The sequence below is a fragment of the Pseudomonas sp. SMN5 genome, assembly GCF_052041925.1.
Taxonomy (GTDB): Bacteria; Pseudomonadota; Gammaproteobacteria; order Pseudomonadales; family Pseudomonadaceae; genus Aquipseudomonas.
Genome location: NZ_JBKGGX010000001.1, coordinates 394,798 through 410,925 on the forward strand (window position 1 = coordinate 394,798; position 16,128 = coordinate 410,925).

Genomic DNA, 16,128 nt, shown 5'->3' on the forward strand with positions numbered 1-16,128 from the left:
GACATGCGACGACTTGCAAGCGACGCTCGGCAACCGGTCATTGCGCTGGTGCTCTGGCTGCTCTCGGGCGGCGTGTTCAGCGCGCCACAGTCGATCACCGATCTGCCTTTGCAGGCCGACGGGGAGCGGCACTGGCGCTTGCCTGCCGGTCAGTACCAGGGCGCGTTCAGCATCGATCAAACCATGACCCTCACCTGTGAACCGGGCGCGGTATTGCGGGGGCAGGGCGAGGGTAATGGCCTGACTATCCGTGCACCGGATGTCCAGGTCCAGGGCTGTACCTTCCTGGATTGGGGCCATGACCTGACGGCCATGAATGCCGCGGTGTTCATCCAGCCGGGCGCCCAGGGCGCCGTAGTTCGCTCGAACCGGATGCAAGGCCAGGGCTTCGGCATCTGGGTCGATGGTACGCGAGACGTGAGCCTGGTCGACAACCGCATCCAGGGCGACCCGAGCCTGCGCTCCCAGGACCGCGGCAACGGCATCCACTTGTATGCGGTGCATGGCGCCCGAGTCATTGGCAATCAGGTACGCGACACCCGCGACGGTATCTACATCGACACTTCCAACGGCAACTTGCTTCAGGGCAACACCCTGGAGGACCTGCGCTACGGCGTGCATTACATGTTCGCCAACGATAACCGGCTGCTGGACAACGTCACCCGGCGCACCCGCACCGGCTACGCGTTGATGCAAAGCCGCCAGCTGACGGTGATCGGCAATCGCTCCGAACAGGACCAGAACTACGGGATCCTGATGAACTACATCACTTACTCGACCTTGCAGGGCAACTTCGTCAGCGATGTACGCGACGGGACGACCGGCGACACCATGATCACCGGTGCCGAAGGCAAGGCGCTGTTCATCTACAACTCGCTGTTCAACCGCATCGAAGGCAATCATTTCGAGCGCAGCGCCGTGGGCATTCACCTGACCGCCGGCTCGGAGGACAACCGCATCGCCGGCAATGCCTTCGTCCATAACCAGCGCCAGGTCAAATACGTCGCCACGCGGCTCCAGGAATGGTCCGCCGAGGGGCGTGGCAATTACTGGAGCGATTACCTGGGATGGGATCGCAACGGCGACGGGCTCGGCGACGTGGCCTATGAACCCAATGACAACGTAGACCGGCTGCTCTGGCTCTATCCACAGGTGCGGCTGCTGATGAACAGCCCGGGGATCGAACTGCTGCGCTGGGTGCAGCGGGCGTTCCCGGTGATCAAGTCGCCCGGGGTGATGGACAGCCATCCGCTGATGGAAACACCGCTGCGTACCCCGCAAAGCAACACTGCCCAGGAGGACGCGTCTTGAACGTCGTCGAGATCGAAGGCGTCAGCCAGCTCTATGGCGACGTCGCCGTGCTGCGTGACCTGAACCTGAACCTGGCCCAGGGCGAAGTGCTCGGCCTGTTCGGGCACAACGGGGCCGGCAAGACCACTACCATGAAACTGATCCTCGGCCTGCTGCGCGCCAGCGCGGGGCAGGTGCGGGTCTTCGGTCGCGATCCCGGCGACCCGGATGTGCGGCAATTGCTCGGCTATCTGCCGGAGAACGTGATGTTCTACCCGCAATTGAGCGGGCTCGAGACCCTGCGTCATTTCGCCCGGCTCAAGGGCGCAGCGCCGGAACAGGTCGAGCGGCTGCTGGAAGAAGTGGGGCTGACGGACGCGGCCCGGCGCCGCGTGCGCACCTACTCCAAGGGCATGCGCCAACGCCTGGGCCTGGCCCAGGCGCTGCTCGGCCAGCCGCGACTGTTGCTGCTGGATGAGCCCACCGTGGGCCTGGACCCCACCGCCACCCAGGATCTGTACCAGTTGCTTGATCGCCTGCGTTGGCAGGGCACCAGCATCATTCTCTGCTCCCATGTGTTGCCGGGCGTCGAGGCGCACATCAACCGCGCCGCGATCCTGACCCGCGGGCGCCTATTGGCCCTGGGCAGCCTGGCCCGCTTGCGTCAGGAGGCCGGCCTGCCGACGCTGATTCGCGCTTCGGGGCTGTCCCGCGCCGATCACCTGCAACAGCACTGGCGCAGCGAAGGGCATGTGATCCAGGGCTGGGGGCGCGCGGGTTTGCAGGTGTCTGCGCCGGACGGCAGCAAACTGGCCTTGCTGCGCCAGTTGCTGGCCCAGGACGACCCGACGGATGTCGAGATCAAGCCGCCGTCTCTGGAAGATCTGTATCGCCATTACATGGTCCGCGCAGAAGCGGAGGAGGGTGTGCGATGAGCCCGATCTGGAACATGGCGCGCAAGGAATTGAGCGATGGCCTGCGCAATCGTTGGCTGTTGGCGATCAGTCTGCTGTTCGCGGCCCTGGCCATCGGCATTGCCTGGCTTGGCGCGGCGGCTTCCGGTCAGCTGGGCTTTACCTCGGTGCCGGCAACGGTGGCCAGTCTGTCGAGCCTGGCGACTTTCCTGATGCCACTGATTGCCTTGCTCCTGGCCTATGACGCCATTGTCGGCGAGGACGAGAGCGGCACCTTGCTGCTGTTGCTGACCTATCCGCTGGGACGCGGCCAACTGCTGCTGGGCAAGTTTGTCGGTCACGGCCTGATCCTGACCCTGGCGACGGTCATAGGCTTTGGCTGCGCGATGCTCGCCATCGCCTTGCTGGTGGACGATGTTGAGCTGAGCCTGCTGCTCTGGGCCTTTGGCCGCTTCATGTTGTCCAGCACTCTGCTGGGCTGGGTTTTCCTCGGATTGGCCTATGTGCTGAGCAGCCTTGCGGCGGAGAAATCCACCGCGGCCGGGCTGGCATTGGGCGTCTGGTTTTTCTTCGTGCTGGTGTTCGACCTGGTGCTGCTGGCGCTGCTGGTGCTCAGCGAGGGCCGGTTCAAGCCTGACCTGTTGCCCTGGCTGCTGCTGTTGAACCCGACCGACGTGTACCGGTTGATCAATCTGTCGGGTTTCGATTCCGCCTCCAGCGGCGCTGCGGTGTTGACACTGGGCAGCGACCTGCCGGTGTCCGGGCGTTGGCTCTGGCTATGCCTGGGCGTGTGGCTGGCCGTCCCGTTGTGGTTGGCCTATCGGCTGTTCAGTCGCCGGTGCCCATGAGTTTCTGATCTTGATAAGGAGCAAGCGATGATGAGCAGGTTGTTTTGGGCGGCCCGGCTGTTGATCTGCCTGACGCTGGTGGCGTGCGGCAAGGCTGAACCGCCGTCGGCCAGCGAGGCGGCGCCGGCATTCCATTCCAGTGATGAGTGCCACGTCTGCGGCATGGTCATCACCGACTTTCCCGGACCCAAGGGCGCGGCGGTCGGGGCGGGAGGCGTGAAGAAGTTTTGCTCGCCAGCGGAAATGCTCGGCTGGTGGTTGCAACCGGAGAATCATCGGGCTGACGTCAAGCTGTACGTCCACGACATGGGCCGCAGCCATTGGAATACCCCCGACGATGCTCACCTGATCGATGCCCGGACGGCCTGGTTCGTCGTCGGCTCCGGCCTCAAGGGCGCCATGGGTGTCGTCCTGGCCTCGTTCGCCGACGCCCAGGCCGCGCAGAAGCTCGCCAATGACACGGGCGGTCGCGTGCTGCGCTTGGAAGATATCGACCAGAAGCTGCTGGGGCAGGCGACGATGAACCATTGATTCACAACCGCATTGCCCCTGTGGCGAGGGAGCTTGCTCCCGCTGGGCTGCGCAGCAGCCCCAAGGCCAGGCGCCTCGGTGGATCAGATAGAACGCGTTGAGTCTGCATGGGGGCGCTGCGCCCGAGACGTCGGACCGTCCCAGCGGGAGCAAGCTCCCTCGCCACAGGGGCGGCCGGGGCGACATTAATGTTGACTGCCCCTTTCTCCTCCCATGGAAGCGTCCACCCACTACCCAAGTAGCATTCGTGTGCCCGGTGCGGCTTCGTACACTCAAGGCTCCGATCACGCATACGCCGGAGGCGAGGATGCAGCAGGCCCAGAGCGAAGGTGTGGTGAGCGCCATGTCCCAGGCGACGGATGTCCAGCAGGTGGCCCAGGAACTGGCGCGGCAGTTGTTGCACCCGTACCTGGGCTTCGTGCTGTTTTTCTGTTCCGCCGAATACGACTTGCCGGCCCTCGGCCTGGCGCTGTCCCAGGGCTTCGGCGGGATTCGCCTGGTGGGCTGCACCAGTGCCGGTGAAATCACCGCTCAGGGTTATGGCCGCAACTGTGTGACGGCGGTGGGCTTCGACCATCGACACTTTTCTATCGCCGCCGAGCTGATCGGCGAAATGGAACACTTCAGCCTGATCGACGCCCAGCAAATGGTCGAGCGGCTGGCCAGCGGCTGTCGCAGCAATGCCCTGGCACCCATCAAGGGCCACAGCTTTGCGCTGACCCTGCTCGACGGCCTGTCCAGTCGTGAAGAAATGGTCCTGGCGGCCCTGAGCGCAGCGCTCGGCGACATCCCGCATTTTGGCGGATCGGCCGGCGACGACAATCGTCTGACCCACACCCATGTGTACTTCGAAGGGCAGTTCCACAGCGGCGCGGCGGTGGTGGTGCTGATCAACACCTGGCTGGCCTTCGAAGTGTTTACCGCCCACCACATTCTGCCGCGACAGGAAAAACTGGTGGTGACCGGCGCCGACGCTGCCTTGCGGCGGGTCTATGAACTCAACGCCGAGCCCGCCGCCGAAGAATATGCCCGGCACATCGGTGTGCCGGTGAGTGCGCTGGATTACCGGGTGTTCGCCGCCCATCCGTTGGCCGTGCGGATCAATGACCAGTACTACGTGCGGGCCATCCAGCAGGTGCACCCGGACCTGAGCCTGAGTTTCTACTGCGCAGTGGAGAACGGCATCGTCCTCACGGCGATGACCCCCGGCCCCTTGCTGCAGAACCTGCAGGCTCTCTTCGACGGCTTGCAAGCCCGCCTCGGTGACCTGCTGCTGACCATCGGCTGCGACTGCTTCCTCAGGCGCCTGGAGCTGGAAGGCCGTGGCGGCCTGGAGCAGATCGGCCAGGTCTTGCGTGAACATCGGGTGATGGGGTTCAACACCTATGGAGAACAGTTCAATGGCATGCACATCAACCAGACCTTCACCGGAGTTGCCATTGCCCGCCATCGCGTCCCCGGCCATCGCTGAGCTGCAAGCACAGATCGCCAGCCTGCAAGACGAAAACCGCAAGTTGCGTCGCATTAATGCGGCGTTGATCGAGCGGGTGGAATCCGGCGTGACCCGGGGCAACGATCCGTATGCAGCGTTCCAGCATTCGGTGGTGTTGGCCGAACAGGTACGTGAGCGCACCGATGCCCTGAACCAGGCCATGGCCGAGCTCAAGGCCGGCAACCATCTGCTGGGCGAGGCGCGGCTGCGGGCCGAAACCGCCCACCGGCATTTGATCGACGCCATCGAGAGCATTTCCGATGCGTTCGTGCTGTTCGACGCGCAGCAACGCATCGTCCTGTTCAACAGCCGCTTCAAGGCGTTCTGGGCCCACAGCCGAGTGCGGATCATCGCCGGGATGCGGCTTTCCGAGGTCAAGCGCCTGATGACCGCCAATGGCCTGTTCAACGAAGAACCCAGGGGGCAGGCCGACGAGCATGTGCTGTATCGCTTGCAGAACGGTCGCTGGCTGCAAGTCAGCGAACGGCCAACCCAGGAAGGTGGCCGGGTGATCCTGTTCACCGACATCACCGACGTCAAACTCAGCGAAACCGTGCGTCGCGAGCAGGCCATCGCGCAGAAGTCACACCTGCTGCAACGGGCGGTGGACAACCTTTCCCAAGGCGTGGCGATGGTCAGCGCCCAGGGTGTGCTGGAGTTGTGGAACCGCCGCTTCCTCGAACTCAGCGGGCTGGCACCGGTGGCTGCCCATCGGCCGTTCAACGAGGTGATCGGTGACAGCGAGCTGCAACTGCTGACGCCCGCCAGTCGGGACAGCAACGGTCGGTTGATCCACGAATGCGAACAACGCCTGTCCGATGGCCGGGTTCTGGAAATCCGTACGCATCCGCTGCCCACCGGCGGCTACGTCAACACCTTCACCGACATCACCGAGCGTTACCAGCACGCCGAGGCCTTGAGCGAAAGCGAGCGCTGGATCCGCCTGATCACCGACCATGTGCCGGCCCTGATCGCCTATCTCAATGCCGACCTGGTGTATGAGTTCACCAATAAGGTCTATGAGCAATGGTATTGCTGGCCGCGTGGGGTGATGCTCGGCCAGAGCCTGCGCGAGGCCCACAGCGAGCAGCACTATCAACGGCTTGAGGCCTACGTGGCCCGGGCGCTGGCCGGGGAGAGCGTGACGTTCGAATTCGCCGAGACCAACATCAACAACCAGGAGCGCTACATGTTGCGCTCCTACGTGCCTAACCGCCTGGCCAATGGTGAGGTGGTGGGGATCTTCGTGTTGATCCGCGACATTACCGAGCGCCGCCGTACCGCCGAAGCGCTGCATCAGGCCTATCAGAACCTGGAACAGCGCGTCCAGGAACGCACCGCCGAATTGACCACCCTCAACGATCAGTTGCTACGCGAAATCGATGAGCGCAGTCGGGCTGAATTGCGCCTGCGCGAGGCCAAGCGAGAGGCGGAGCGGGCTAACCTGTCGAAAACCAAGTTCCTCGCCGCGGTCAGCCATGACCTGCTGCAACCGCTCAATGCCGCACGCTTGTTCACCAGTGCGCTGCTGGAACGCCGCGAGCCGGTGGCGAACGCGCAGCTGGTGCGCAACGTCAGCAATTCGCTGCAGGACGTCGAGAACCTGCTGGGCACGCTGGTGGACATTTCCAAGCTAGATGCCGGGGTGATCAAGGCCGATGTCGCGCCATTCGCGCTCAGCGAGCTGCTCGACAACCTGGCGGCCGAGTATGTCCAGGTCGCCCGCAGCGAAGGGCTGGAGCTACGCTTTGTCGGTTGTTCGGTGCTGGTGCGCAGCGACATGCAGTTGCTGGCGCGGATCCTGCGCAACCTGCTGAGCAATGCGATTCGCTACACCCCCAGTGGCCGGGTGGTACTGGGTTGTCGGCGCCATCGCCAGCAGGTGTCGATCCAGGTCTGGGACAGCGGCATCGGCATCGCCGAAGAACGCCTGGAGGAAATCTTCCAGGAGTTCAAGCGCGGCGATGTGCAGCGTCCGGACCAGGATCGCGGGCTGGGCCTGGGGCTGGCGATTGTCGAGAAGATCGCCGGAATCCTCGGGCATCGCATCCAGGTGCGCTCCTGGCCGGGCAAGGGCTCGATGTTCGCCGTCGACGTGCCCCTGAGCGCCACCGCGCCCAAGCCGTCGGTATGCCTGGACATGAGCGAGCCGATGCTGGAGCGCCTGCGTGGAGCTCGGGTCTGGGTGCTGGATAACGACGCGGCGATCTGCGCCGGCATGCGCACGTTGCTGGAAGGGTGGGGCTGCCGGGTCGTGACGGCGCTGTCGGAACAGGATCTGGCGCGCCAGGTGGACGACTACCGCGCCGAGGCCGACCTGCTGATCGCCGACTATCACCTGGACCACGACCAGAACGGCGTGGACGCCGTGGCCCGGATCAATGCCCGGCGGGTCGCGCCGATCCCGGCCATGATGATCACCGCCAATTACAGCAACGAACTCAAGCAGCAGATCCGCGAACGCGGCCATACCCTGATGCACAAGCCGGTGCGGCCGATGAAATTGAAGATTGCGATGAGTCATTTGTTGGGCGGGCACCACTGAGCCACTGCTGGGCTCAATGGCTTATTGTGGCGAGGGAGCTTGCTCCCGCTGGGCTGCGACGCAGCCCCAAGGCCAGGCGCCTCGGTGAATCAGGCAGGGCGCGTTCAGTTTGCATGGGGGCGCTTCGCACCCCAGCGGGAGCAAGCTCCCTCGCCACAGGGGTGTCCACCCTATCCCAGTGCTGATCAGCGCCGCAGGTACGCCCCGAAATCGATATCCCCCGCACTGAGAATCGCCTGCACCCGATTGTGCACGTTGAGCTTGCGCAGGATCGCCGAGACGTGGGCCTTGACCGTGGTCTCGGCGATGTCGAGGGTGTAGGCGATCTGCTTGTTCGACTCGCCCTTGGTCATGCGTTCAAGCACCAGCAACTGCTTGCGAGTCAGGGCCTGGAGCAGCTCGGGCGGAAATGCCGGGGTTTCGTTCAGGCGTCGGCCCGTGGGGCTTTTCTGGGTGCGGATGATGTCTGGCGGCAGGTACACGTTGCCGTTGAGGATCTGCTCGATGGCGTCGGTCATCTGCGAGCGTGGCGAGGATTTGGTGATGAATCCCACCGCCCCGTAGGTGATGGCCTGCAGCACCACCTGTTTGTCCTGCTCGGCGGAAACGATGACCACCGGGATGGTCGGCGCCTCGTTGCGCAGGTTGATCAGGCCATTGAGCCCGTGCATGCCGGGCATGTTCAGGTCCAGCAGGATCAGGTCCAGGTCGTCGTGCTCGGTGGTCAGCGCCAGGGCGCTGTCCAGATCGGCGGTTTCCATGACCTCGCTGCCAGGAAAACCGTCGCTGATGACGTTGTGGATGGCTTCGCGAAACAGTGGGTGATCATCGGCTATCAGGATTTTATACATGGCCATTCACCTCGTTATTGTCGTATTGGTGGGGCAATTGCACGCACGCTTTTGCTCAAACAGATGGATCAGGGAAAAGGTTCGGGCCGAGCCGCTTGCAGGGGCAGCCGGGCCGCCTCCCAGGCATCGAGGCCATCGCGATACCAATACAGATGCTTATAGCCCATGGCCGCGGCGCGTTTTACCGCGTTCCAGCTCAACCAGCAATCGGAGCGGCAATAAAAGACCAGCGGTTGCTCCGCCCGCCCGGCGGTGGCCTTGCGCAGATGATAAGTGAAGTAATCCTGCCAGAGCGGGTCGAGTTCACCGTCGCCGGTATTGGCCAGCCACAGGCTGCCGGGGAGGTTGGCGTGGGGTTCGTTGTCGATGAACCGTCCCTGGAGCCAGGGCCGCCGATAGACGTCGATCAACACCGGTGGTGATGCTTGCCCGAGCAACTGTTGCAGGGCCTGTGTATCGACGGTCCGGGCGCCTTCGACGCTGGCGGGCGTCGGGCTGCGGTACTGGGTGATGCGATAGCCCTGCGCGGAAAACAGCAGCGTGTCGGCCTGCGCACCATTCAGCGCCAGGCCCAGCAAGACGATCGCCAGCAAACGGGGCATAGGATTGATCCTTTTTGTTATGCGCCCATTACATGTCAGGGTCGAGGCCTTGTGAATGCGACCATAGACAGGGAAAGCAGTACTAAAGTCGTAATTTCGGGCTCAGGGACTGATCCGGAAGCCATCACCAAGCCCCTGTCCCACAGGGAATCCACCACAGGGGGATTTGTGTAGGGCAGGATCAACCCGCCTTACGCAACGCCGCATGCTGCGGATTGAACGTCCACACCGCCAGCAGCGCAAACACCAGGGTCAATCCCAGGCACACCGTCATCGCCAACAGGTTGAACCGCTCATACAGCGCAAATCGCACCAGCTCCACACCGTGGGTGAACGGGTTGACCGCGCACAGCCAATACAGCCAGGAGCTGGCTTCGAGCATTTTCCACAGCGGATACAGCGCCGAGGACAGGAAGAACATCGGGAAGATGACGAAATTCATCACTCCGGCGAAGTTCTCCAGTTGCCGGATGGCATTGGACAGCAGCAAGCCCAGGGCGCTGAGCATCAGCGCTACCAGCAACAATGCCGGCAGCGCCAGCACCAGGCCCATGGCCGGCGGCTGGATGCCGTAGAGCCAGGCGATGGCGAGAAAGGCGTAGACCTGCAACAACGAGATCAACGATGTTGCCAGCAGCTTGCTCGCCAGCAAGAACGCCCGCGGCAGCGGGCTGGTGAGCAGCACGCGCATGCTACCCATCTCGCGGTCGTAGACCATCGACAACGAACCCTGCATGCCGTTGAACAGCAGGATCATGCAGGCCAGCCCGGGGACGATGTACACCTCGTAGGGAATGTAGGTGTCGTAGGGCGCGATGATCGCGATACCCAGCGCCGCCCGAAACCCGGCGGCGAATACCAGTAACCACAACAGGGGCCGCACCAGGGCACTGAGCAGGCGTGTGCGTTGCAGCACGAAACGCAGCCATTCGCGCATCACGATGCCGCTGAAACATTGCCAATAGGCGTTCATGAGCAGGCTCCCGGCACTGTCAGGCGGTTGAAGGCCGAGCCGAGGCTGCCGCCGTGCTCCAGGCTCACCGCATCGGCGCGACCGCTGGCGACCAGGCGTCCCTGATGCACGATCAACAATTCGTCGCTCGGGTGTACTTCGTCCAGCAGGTGTGTGGTCCAGAGCACGCTGAGGCCTTGCTCGCGACACAGTTGCCGCACGTGCTGCCCGAGTGCCAGGCGGCTGGCCGGATCGAGGCCGACGCTGGGCTCGTCCAGCAGCAACAGGCGCGGTGCATGAAGCAGCGCACGGGCGATTTCCACCCGGCGCCGATGGCCGCCGTTGAGGTCGCGCACCCGTTCGTGACGGCGCTCTGTCAACTGCTGGCGGGCCAGCTCGGCGTCGATCCGCGCGGCGCCCTGGCGTCGGGATATCCCATGCAGTGCCAAGTGATAACGCAGGTTCTGCTCGATACTCAGGTCCAGGTCCAGGGTGCTCTGTTGGAACACCACGCCCAACTGGCGCAGGGCCGGGCGGGGGGATTTTCGCAGCGAGTGACCAGTGATGCGGATCTCGCCGCGCTGCACGTCGTACAGGCGCGTAAGCAGGGCGATCAGGGTCGACTTGCCGGCGCCGTTGGGGCCCAACAGCGCGGCGAACTGCCCGGCGGGCAGGCTGAAATTGACTTGCTTGAGGGCTTCGCGGGCGCCATAGGCGAAACTCAGGTCGCTGACCTCAAGGGCGTTCATGGCGTCACCACCACGCCCCAGGGGTAGCGTCCGACCTTCACCGATTTCAAAACCTTACGGCTTTGCACGTCTATCACCGAGACGTCGCCGCTGACGCCGTTGGTTGCCAGCAACTGGCGCTGGTCCGGGGTGAACGCCAGTTGCCAGACCCTGCGCCCCACCAGCAGATAGTCCAGCACCTCGAAGGTCGTGGCGTCGATCACCGCGACATGGTTGGCCGGGCCCAGGGCGACGTAGGCGAACTGGCCGTCGGCGCTGAGCTTGATGCCCACCGGTTGCACCTTGTCCGGATGCACGCCCTTGATCTGGAAGGTCAGGGTCTTGAGGATCTTGCGCGTGGCGACATCGAGGATCGTCAGGGTGCCGCCAATCTCCGCCGAGGCCCAGAGCTGGGTGCCGTCGCGGTTGAACTCGACGAAGCGTGGCCGCTGGTCCACCAGCGTGTTATCGGCCAGGGTCTGGGTGCTGGTGTCGATCCAGTGCAGCATGTTGGTGGTTTCGCTGGTATTGACCGCCCATTTGCCGTCCGGGCTGACGGCCATGCCTTCGGGCTCGACGCCGACCCCGATCTGCCCCAGCACCTCGGAGGTCTGGGTGTCGATCACCGTCACCAGGGCATCGTCTTCGTTGGAAACATACAGCCAGCGGTCGTTGGGGTGCAGGGCGAATTGCTCCGGGTCTTTGCCCGAGGGCAGCTCCTTGATGATCTTGCGGGTCGCCACGTCCATCACCTGGACCCGGTCCGAGTCGCTGGCGCAGATGTACAGCAGGCGATTGTCATGGGACAGCAACAGGCCGCGGGGACGCTGGCCCACCGGCAGCGTCTCGACGACCTCCAGGCTCTGCATGTCGATCAGGCTCAGGCTGTTGTCTTTTTCGTTGGAGACCCAGGCGATGCTGGCCGCCGCGGGGCCCGTGGCGAGCAACGTAGCGCCCAGGGCGATGGCTTGGCAGAGCAGGGCCGGTTGGAGCAGGCGGCGCATGGCGGTTTTCCTTATTGTTGTAATGGTTCAGGGGTAACGGCAGCTCACTTCAGGCTGGTCGTAGCCCAGGCTGTCCATTTCGTTGGTGGGGTGCAGGAAGCCATCCTGGGGCGAGGTGCTGACCAGCGCGCGGGGCTGGACCAACGGGATCGGTTGGCGCAACTGGCCGTTCCAGGGCCGATAACTGAGCTTGCGGCCTTTGAAACCGTCCAGTGGCAACTGGTCGCTGAGGGCCAGTTGGCGAATGGCGAACGGGTCGGCCTGGCGCAGCTTGCTGACTGCGCTGGCGATGCTGCGCACAGCGATCCAAGCGGCGAAATCACGGTCGTTCATCCAGCGCCCGGCCAGGGTTTCGAAGCGCTTCTGCAACTGTGCCGCGCCGTAGGTTTCCACGGTCTTGTGCCAGCCGGTGGGCGTCAGGCCCTGGGTGCCGGCCACCGGGCGCGGGAACCAGGTCTGGTAGGGCAGGTATTCGCCGAAGTCGCCGCGCTCGTCGGCCACCAGCACCACGTCGTACTCGGCAGTCTGGGTGAACAACGGCATGTCGGCCTGGGCGCTGCGGCGCTGGTCGTTGTCGAACTGCCAGGCCTTTTGCGCGACGGTCTTCATGCCGAAGCGTTTCATGGCCCTGAGCAGGGCGTTGGCGTAGGCCTGGTCGTCGGGTGTCTGGCCGACGATCAACAATGCTCGCTGCCACTTGCGCACGACAGCGAACTGCACCAGCGCATCGGCGAGCATGGCCCGGTCGGGCAGGCTGTGGAGCACGTTGCCCAGGCAATCGGTGGTGCGCAGGCTGTCATCGGCGCTGCCGGCGTTGAACAGCAGGCTGTCGGGCAGCGCCGCGCTGAGCTGGCGCAGGCTCGCCGCCGGGGCGTTGACCACGAACAGGCGCAGGCCTTGGTCATGTTGTTCATGGGCGGCCTGGAGCAGGGCTTGCGGGCTGTCGACATTGGCGCTTTGCAGGCGGTAATCGTGCTTGAGAAAACGCCCGGTGCTGTTGCTGTCGATGATTGCCAGTTCAGCACCGCGCAAGCCGGCATCGACGGGTTCGGCAATGACGTTGGAAAGCAGCGGGCCCGGGTCGGGGCGATAGCCCAGGTAGCCGATGCGCACTTGCAATCCGGCGTCCTCACCTGCCTGTGAGGCGCCCGGCAGCCAACCGGTGGCGACGGCCAGCAGGGGAATCAAGGCGTAACAGACGAGCCGGCGCATACCACCTCCATTGCAGGTAGCGCCAGCATAGGAACCCGGTACCCGACGGGAAATATGCAGAAAGTACCGCCGAGGCAGTACCAAGGTAGTAAACCACCGCCGAGCAGGGGGTTTTAGGATGCAGGCATGGGGCATTCACCAGGGAGCGCACAGATTGTGCGAATGTTCAAAGCGCTGCTTTTGCCGCTGTTGCTGATCCTGAGCCTGGTTGGAATGGATCGGTTTTCTGCCAGGCACAAAACATTCAAACACCCGCAATCCCCTGTGGGAGCGGGCTTGCTCGCGAAGGCGGCAGTCCTGTCGATGCCGATGCAAGCTGACCCATCGCTTTCGCGAGCAAGCCCGCTCCCACAAAGGAACTGTGGCGTGCATGAAGGTTGTGCGTTAGTTCCGACAACAGGCCACTAACCATGTCAGCCCTCTGGCGAATCAATCTCTGGGTCACGGCGTTCTTTGCCCTGGTCACCCTGGCCTGCGCCACACTGTTGTTGCACCAGGCCGTCGCCGATGTGCAGCGCGAATTGCAATCGGCCGGGTCGGTGGTGCACTACCTGCGTGAAACCGCAGAACGCGACCCGGCCAGCCTGCAACCGCGCCTCACCGGCAGCCTGCGCCACGTACGCGTGCGCTGGCTGGCGCCGGGTGAACGGTCTGCAACCGATGCCGATGCCGGGTTCAAGGCCTGGCTCGGCCAGCGGCTGCTGAAGGACGGGCCCGCGCCCCAGGTGGTGGATCTGCGTGACGGCCGCCGCGCCTGGATTGCGGTCGATCCTCGCGATGAGATCGATGAAATCCTCGACTCGCTGGTGCAATTGCTGGGTGTGTGCGCGCTGGCGTTGTTGGTCAGTTTGCTGGTGATTCGCTGGGCGGTGCGTCGGGGTATGCACCTGCTGGATGAACTGCTCGATGCGCTGCGCCAGGTGTCCGCTGGGAACCTGCACGTGCGACTGACGGCTGAAGGGGTACCTGAAACCCAGCAGCTGGCCGGGCATTTCAACCGGATGGCCGCCGCCTTGGCCCAGGCCCAGGCGGATAATGCACGGCTTACCCAGGCGCTGTTGGCCGTGCAAGAGCAGGAGCGCACCCGATTGGCCCAGACCCTGCACGATGACCTGGGCCAGTATGTGGCGGGCATTCGTGCCAGGGCCTGCCTGCTGCGCCTGGTGCTGGACCAGCCAGCGGCGCTGGAGCAGACGGTCGATCAGTTGGAGGAACACTGCGAGCATTTGCAGCAAGGTTTCCGAGCGTTGGTGCATGACCTGTACCCGGTGGTGTTGCAGCACTTGTCGTTGCGCGAAGCGGTCGACTTGCTCGCCGGGCAATGGCAGAAGCATCAGGGTATTGCTTGTCAGGTGCGCATCGATGACGCGCTGCCGGTGTTGCCGGGAGCGGACAAGACTCACCTGTATCGATTGTTGCAGGAAGCCTTGACCAACGTGGCCCGGCACGCAGACGCCACGCGGGTACGGATCCGCCTGCAACACCGGGCCGGGCGTCTGCGCCTGCTGGTGCGTGACAACGGCCGCGGTGCGCCGCAGCCGCCACGCGCCGGCGTGGGCCTGCATTCGATGATGGAGCGGGCCCGCAGCCTCGGCGGCGAGCTGCGCATTATCAGCCAGCCCGGCGACGGTTGGGCGCTGGCCTTGAACATGCCTTTGGAGGGCTGATGAACATTTTGCTGGTGGACGATCATGCAGTGGTCCGGCAGGGTTATGCCAGCCTGCTGCGGGCGCTGATGCCCGACTTGCAAGTGCGAGAGGCGGCCACCGGGGAGGAGGCGCTGAACCTGGTACAGGAGCAACTGCCTCATCTGGTGATCATGGACTTCGGCCTGCCGGGTATCAGCGGGTTGGAAACCACCCGGCGCCTGCGCCAGCGTCTGCCGCAACTGCGGGTGTTGTTCTTCAGCATGCACGATGAATTGCCGTTGGTTCGCCAAGCGCTGGACGCCGGCGCGGCGGGCTATCTGACCAAGAACTCGGCGCCCCAGGTGCTGGTGGAAGCGGTGCGCCGGGTACTGGCCGGGCATGCCTATATCGAACAGTCCCTGGCGACGCAGCTGGCTTGTGCCAGCTCCCGGCAAGCGATCGATCCGCGCCTGCAATGCATGACCCAGCGCGAGCTGGAGATTTTCGTCATGCTCGCCAAGGGCACCCCGGCGCGCACCATTGCCGAGCAGTTGTGCATCAGCGCCAAGACCGTGTCCAACCACCTGACGCTGCTCAAGAGCAAGCTGCAGGTCAGCTCTCATGCCGAGCTGGTGCATCTTGGGATTGACCTGGGGGTGGTGCGGGTGGCGGGGTGAACATCTGATCTGAAATCGTGTCGAGGGAGCTTGCTCCCGCTGGGGTGCGAAGCGCCCCCAAAACCCGGTACTTCGGTGTGCCAGGTTCATTGAGTTGTCCCTATTGGGGCTGCTTCGCAACCCAGCGGGAGCAAGCTCCCTCGCCACAGAGGGAGCATGACAGGTTCACTGATCCCAGGATGCCGGGCAGCCCTTGCAGCCTTGCATGTTGGCATCCTGGAAATTCCCGTAATGCTGGCGCGAGCCACTGAGGTCGGCCTGTTCCAGGTTGCTTTCGCCGAGCTTGGCTTCCTGCAGGTTGGCGTCGCGCAGGTCGGCGCCCTTGAGGTCGGCCTTGCTCAGCCAGGCCATTTCCAGGTCGGCGGCTTGCAGGTTGGCATCGTGGAATCGGGCGCCAGACAAGCGGGAAAATTGCAGATAGGCCGCCGTCAGGTCGGCCCGCTGGAACTGCGCGCCCTGGGCAAACAGCCCCCAGCCCTGAATGGCCTTGAGCGTCGCGTCGGTGAAGTCGGCCAGGCGCAGGTTGCTCTGTTGCAGGCTGGCGCGGGTCAGGTTGGCGCCCTGTAGTTGGGCTTTTTCCAGATTGGCCAGGTCCAGACGCGTGTGCCGCAGGTCGGCATCGCGAAGGTCGGCACCGCTGAGGTTCATCTTGCGCAAGTCCTGGTTTGCCAGCCTGGCGCCCCGCAGGTTGGCGCCGGGGCATTGGCTGGCTTCGGCGATGAGGCAGCCGTTGATCGTCAGAGCGGTGTCAGAGTCGTCGGCATGGGCAACGGTGCCGACGAGCAGAAGCAGCAATGGCAAGAGTTTCATGGCATCAACTCAGGTAAGTGTGGGAGCGGGCTTGCTCCGGGCGG

General features: G+C 64.0%; 15 protein-coding genes. 8 read left to right on the top strand and 7 right to left on the bottom strand.

Annotated features, from left to right (window positions below; all coding sequences use genetic code 11):
- Positions 1–3 precede the first annotated feature (3 nt).
- The 6 genes from ACLEJR_RS01595 to nahK all read left to right on the top strand — a co-directional run bounded on the left by ACLEJR_RS01595 (position 4) and on the right by nahK (position 7,620).
- A complete protein-coding gene (locus ACLEJR_RS01595) occupies positions 4–1,311 on the top strand; it encodes a nitrous oxide reductase family maturation protein NosD (RefSeq protein WP_440811745.1) in 1,308 nt (435 codons plus the stop codon).
- Positions 1,308–2,225, top strand: a complete 918-nt coding sequence (locus tag ACLEJR_RS01600; protein ID WP_440811747.1) for an ABC transporter ATP-binding protein — start codon at positions 1,308–1,310, stop codon at positions 2,223–2,225. The genes ACLEJR_RS01595 and ACLEJR_RS01600 overlap by 4 nt, the downstream gene beginning before the upstream one ends.
- On the top strand, positions 2,222–3,052 hold the full coding sequence (locus ACLEJR_RS01605; RefSeq protein WP_440811749.1) for an ABC transporter permease: 831 nt from the start codon (positions 2,222–2,224) through the stop codon (positions 3,050–3,052). The genes ACLEJR_RS01600 and ACLEJR_RS01605 overlap by 4 nt, the downstream gene beginning before the upstream one ends.
- 30 nt (positions 3,053–3,082) lie before the next feature.
- Positions 3,083–3,583, top strand: a complete 501-nt coding sequence (locus ACLEJR_RS01610) for a nitrous oxide reductase accessory protein NosL (RefSeq protein ID WP_440792482.1) — start codon at positions 3,083–3,085, stop codon at positions 3,581–3,583.
- Between the two features lie 307 nt (positions 3,584–3,890).
- On the top strand, positions 3,891–5,054 hold the full coding sequence (gene nosP / locus ACLEJR_RS01615) for a nitric oxide-sensing protein NosP (protein ID WP_440792484.1): 1,164 nt from the start codon (positions 3,891–3,893) through the stop codon (positions 5,052–5,054).
- Positions 4,984–7,620, top strand: a complete 2,637-nt coding sequence (gene nahK / locus ACLEJR_RS01620; protein WP_440811751.1) for a hybrid sensor histidine kinase/response regulator NahK/ErcS' — start codon at positions 4,984–4,986, stop codon at positions 7,618–7,620. Before nosP ends, nahK begins: the two co-directional genes overlap by 71 nt.
- 185 nt (positions 7,621–7,805) lie before the next feature.
- On the opposite strand, the gene ACLEJR_RS01625 is transcribed toward nahK, so the two are convergent.
- The 6 genes from ACLEJR_RS01625 to ACLEJR_RS01650 all read right to left on the bottom strand — a co-directional run bounded on the left by ACLEJR_RS01625 (position 7,806) and on the right by ACLEJR_RS01650 (position 12,969).
- Positions 7,806–8,471 (bottom strand): response regulator, encoded by a 666-nt coding sequence (locus ACLEJR_RS01625; protein WP_440792487.1) that lies wholly within the window; start codon positions 8,469–8,471, stop codon positions 7,806–7,808.
- A 68-nt stretch (positions 8,472–8,539) separates the two neighbouring features.
- Complete coding sequence (locus ACLEJR_RS01630) at positions 8,540–9,073, bottom strand: PQQ-dependent catabolism-associated CXXCW motif protein (RefSeq protein ID WP_440792488.1); 534 nt, start codon at positions 9,071–9,073, stop codon at positions 8,540–8,542.
- A gap of 181 nt (positions 9,074–9,254) precedes the next feature.
- The gene (locus ACLEJR_RS01635) at positions 9,255–10,046 is read right to left on the bottom strand and encodes an ABC transporter permease (RefSeq protein ID WP_440792490.1); all 792 of its coding nucleotides are present in this window, start codon (positions 10,044–10,046) and stop codon (positions 9,255–9,257) included.
- Positions 10,043–10,774 carry an ABC transporter ATP-binding protein gene (locus ACLEJR_RS01640; RefSeq protein WP_440811753.1) on the bottom strand — a complete coding sequence of 244 codons (732 nt, stop codon included), beginning with the start codon at positions 10,772–10,774 and terminating at the stop codon, positions 10,043–10,045. Before ACLEJR_RS01640 ends, ACLEJR_RS01635 begins: the two co-directional genes overlap by 4 nt.
- Positions 10,771–11,757 (bottom strand): YVTN family beta-propeller repeat protein, encoded by a 987-nt coding sequence (locus tag ACLEJR_RS01645; protein WP_440811756.1) that lies wholly within the window; start codon positions 11,755–11,757, stop codon positions 10,771–10,773. Before ACLEJR_RS01645 ends, ACLEJR_RS01640 begins: the two co-directional genes overlap by 4 nt.
- Positions 11,758–11,784: 27 nt before the next feature.
- Positions 11,785–12,969 carry an ABC transporter substrate-binding protein gene (locus ACLEJR_RS01650; RefSeq protein ID WP_440811758.1) on the bottom strand — a complete coding sequence of 395 codons (1,185 nt, stop codon included), beginning with the start codon at positions 12,967–12,969 and terminating at the stop codon, positions 11,785–11,787.
- A 410-nt stretch (positions 12,970–13,379) separates the two neighbouring features.
- Here ACLEJR_RS01650 and ACLEJR_RS01655 point away from each other — a divergent pair, with 410 nt between their 5' ends.
- On the top strand, positions 13,380–14,636 hold the full coding sequence (locus ACLEJR_RS01655; RefSeq protein WP_440811759.1) for a histidine kinase: 1,257 nt from the start codon (positions 13,380–13,382) through the stop codon (positions 14,634–14,636).
- Positions 14,636–15,274: a response regulator gene (locus ACLEJR_RS01660; protein WP_440792500.1), complete on the top strand. Its 639-nt coding sequence runs from the start codon at positions 14,636–14,638 to the stop codon at positions 15,272–15,274. The genes ACLEJR_RS01655 and ACLEJR_RS01660 overlap by 1 nt, the downstream gene beginning before the upstream one ends.
- 165 nt (positions 15,275–15,439) lie before the next feature.
- Here ACLEJR_RS01660 and ACLEJR_RS01665 read toward each other — a convergent pair whose 3' ends face one another.
- Complete coding sequence (locus ACLEJR_RS01665) at positions 15,440–16,084, bottom strand: pentapeptide repeat-containing protein (protein ID WP_440811762.1); 645 nt, start codon at positions 16,082–16,084, stop codon at positions 15,440–15,442.
- Positions 16,085–16,128: the final 44 nt, after the last annotated feature.

Bases quoted from the DNA above. Each gene is read 5' to 3' on its own strand.
- ACLEJR_RS01650 (WP_440811758.1), bottom strand. From the start codon at position 12,969: ATGCGCCGGCTCGTCTGTTACGCCTTGATTCCCCTGCTGGCCGTCGCC.
- ACLEJR_RS01645 (WP_440811756.1), bottom strand. From the start codon at position 11,757: ATGCGCCGCCTGCTCCAACCGGCCCTGCTCTGCCAAGCCATCGCCCTG.
- ACLEJR_RS01635 (WP_440792490.1), bottom strand. From the start codon at position 10,046: ATGAACGCCTATTGGCAATGTTTCAGCGGCATCGTGATGCGCGAATGG.
- ACLEJR_RS01605 (WP_440811749.1), top strand. From the start codon at position 2,222: ATGAGCCCGATCTGGAACATGGCGCGCAAGGAATTGAGCGATGGCCTG.
- nahK (WP_440811751.1), top strand. From the start codon at position 4,984: ATGGCATGCACATCAACCAGACCTTCACCGGAGTTGCCATTGCCCGCC.
- nosP (WP_440792484.1), top strand. From the start codon at position 3,891: ATGCAGCAGGCCCAGAGCGAAGGTGTGGTGAGCGCCATGTCCCAGGCG.
- ACLEJR_RS01625 (WP_440792487.1), bottom strand. From the start codon at position 8,471: ATGTATAAAATCCTGATAGCCGATGATCACCCACTGTTTCGCGAAGCC.
- ACLEJR_RS01640 (WP_440811753.1), bottom strand. From the start codon at position 10,774: ATGAACGCCCTTGAGGTCAGCGACCTGAGTTTCGCCTATGGCGCCCGC.
- ACLEJR_RS01665 (WP_440811762.1), bottom strand. From the start codon at position 16,084: ATGAAACTCTTGCCATTGCTGCTTCTGCTCGTCGGCACCGTTGCCCAT.
- ACLEJR_RS01595 (WP_440811745.1), top strand. From the start codon at position 4: ATGCGACGACTTGCAAGCGACGCTCGGCAACCGGTCATTGCGCTGGTG.
- ACLEJR_RS01660 (WP_440792500.1), top strand. From the start codon at position 14,636: ATGAACATTTTGCTGGTGGACGATCATGCAGTGGTCCGGCAGGGTTAT.
- ACLEJR_RS01630 (WP_440792488.1), bottom strand. From the start codon at position 9,073: ATGCCCCGTTTGCTGGCGATCGTCTTGCTGGGCCTGGCGCTGAATGGT.
- ACLEJR_RS01610 (WP_440792482.1), top strand. From the start codon at position 3,083: ATGAGCAGGTTGTTTTGGGCGGCCCGGCTGTTGATCTGCCTGACGCTG.
- ACLEJR_RS01655 (WP_440811759.1), top strand. From the start codon at position 13,380: ATGTCAGCCCTCTGGCGAATCAATCTCTGGGTCACGGCGTTCTTTGCC.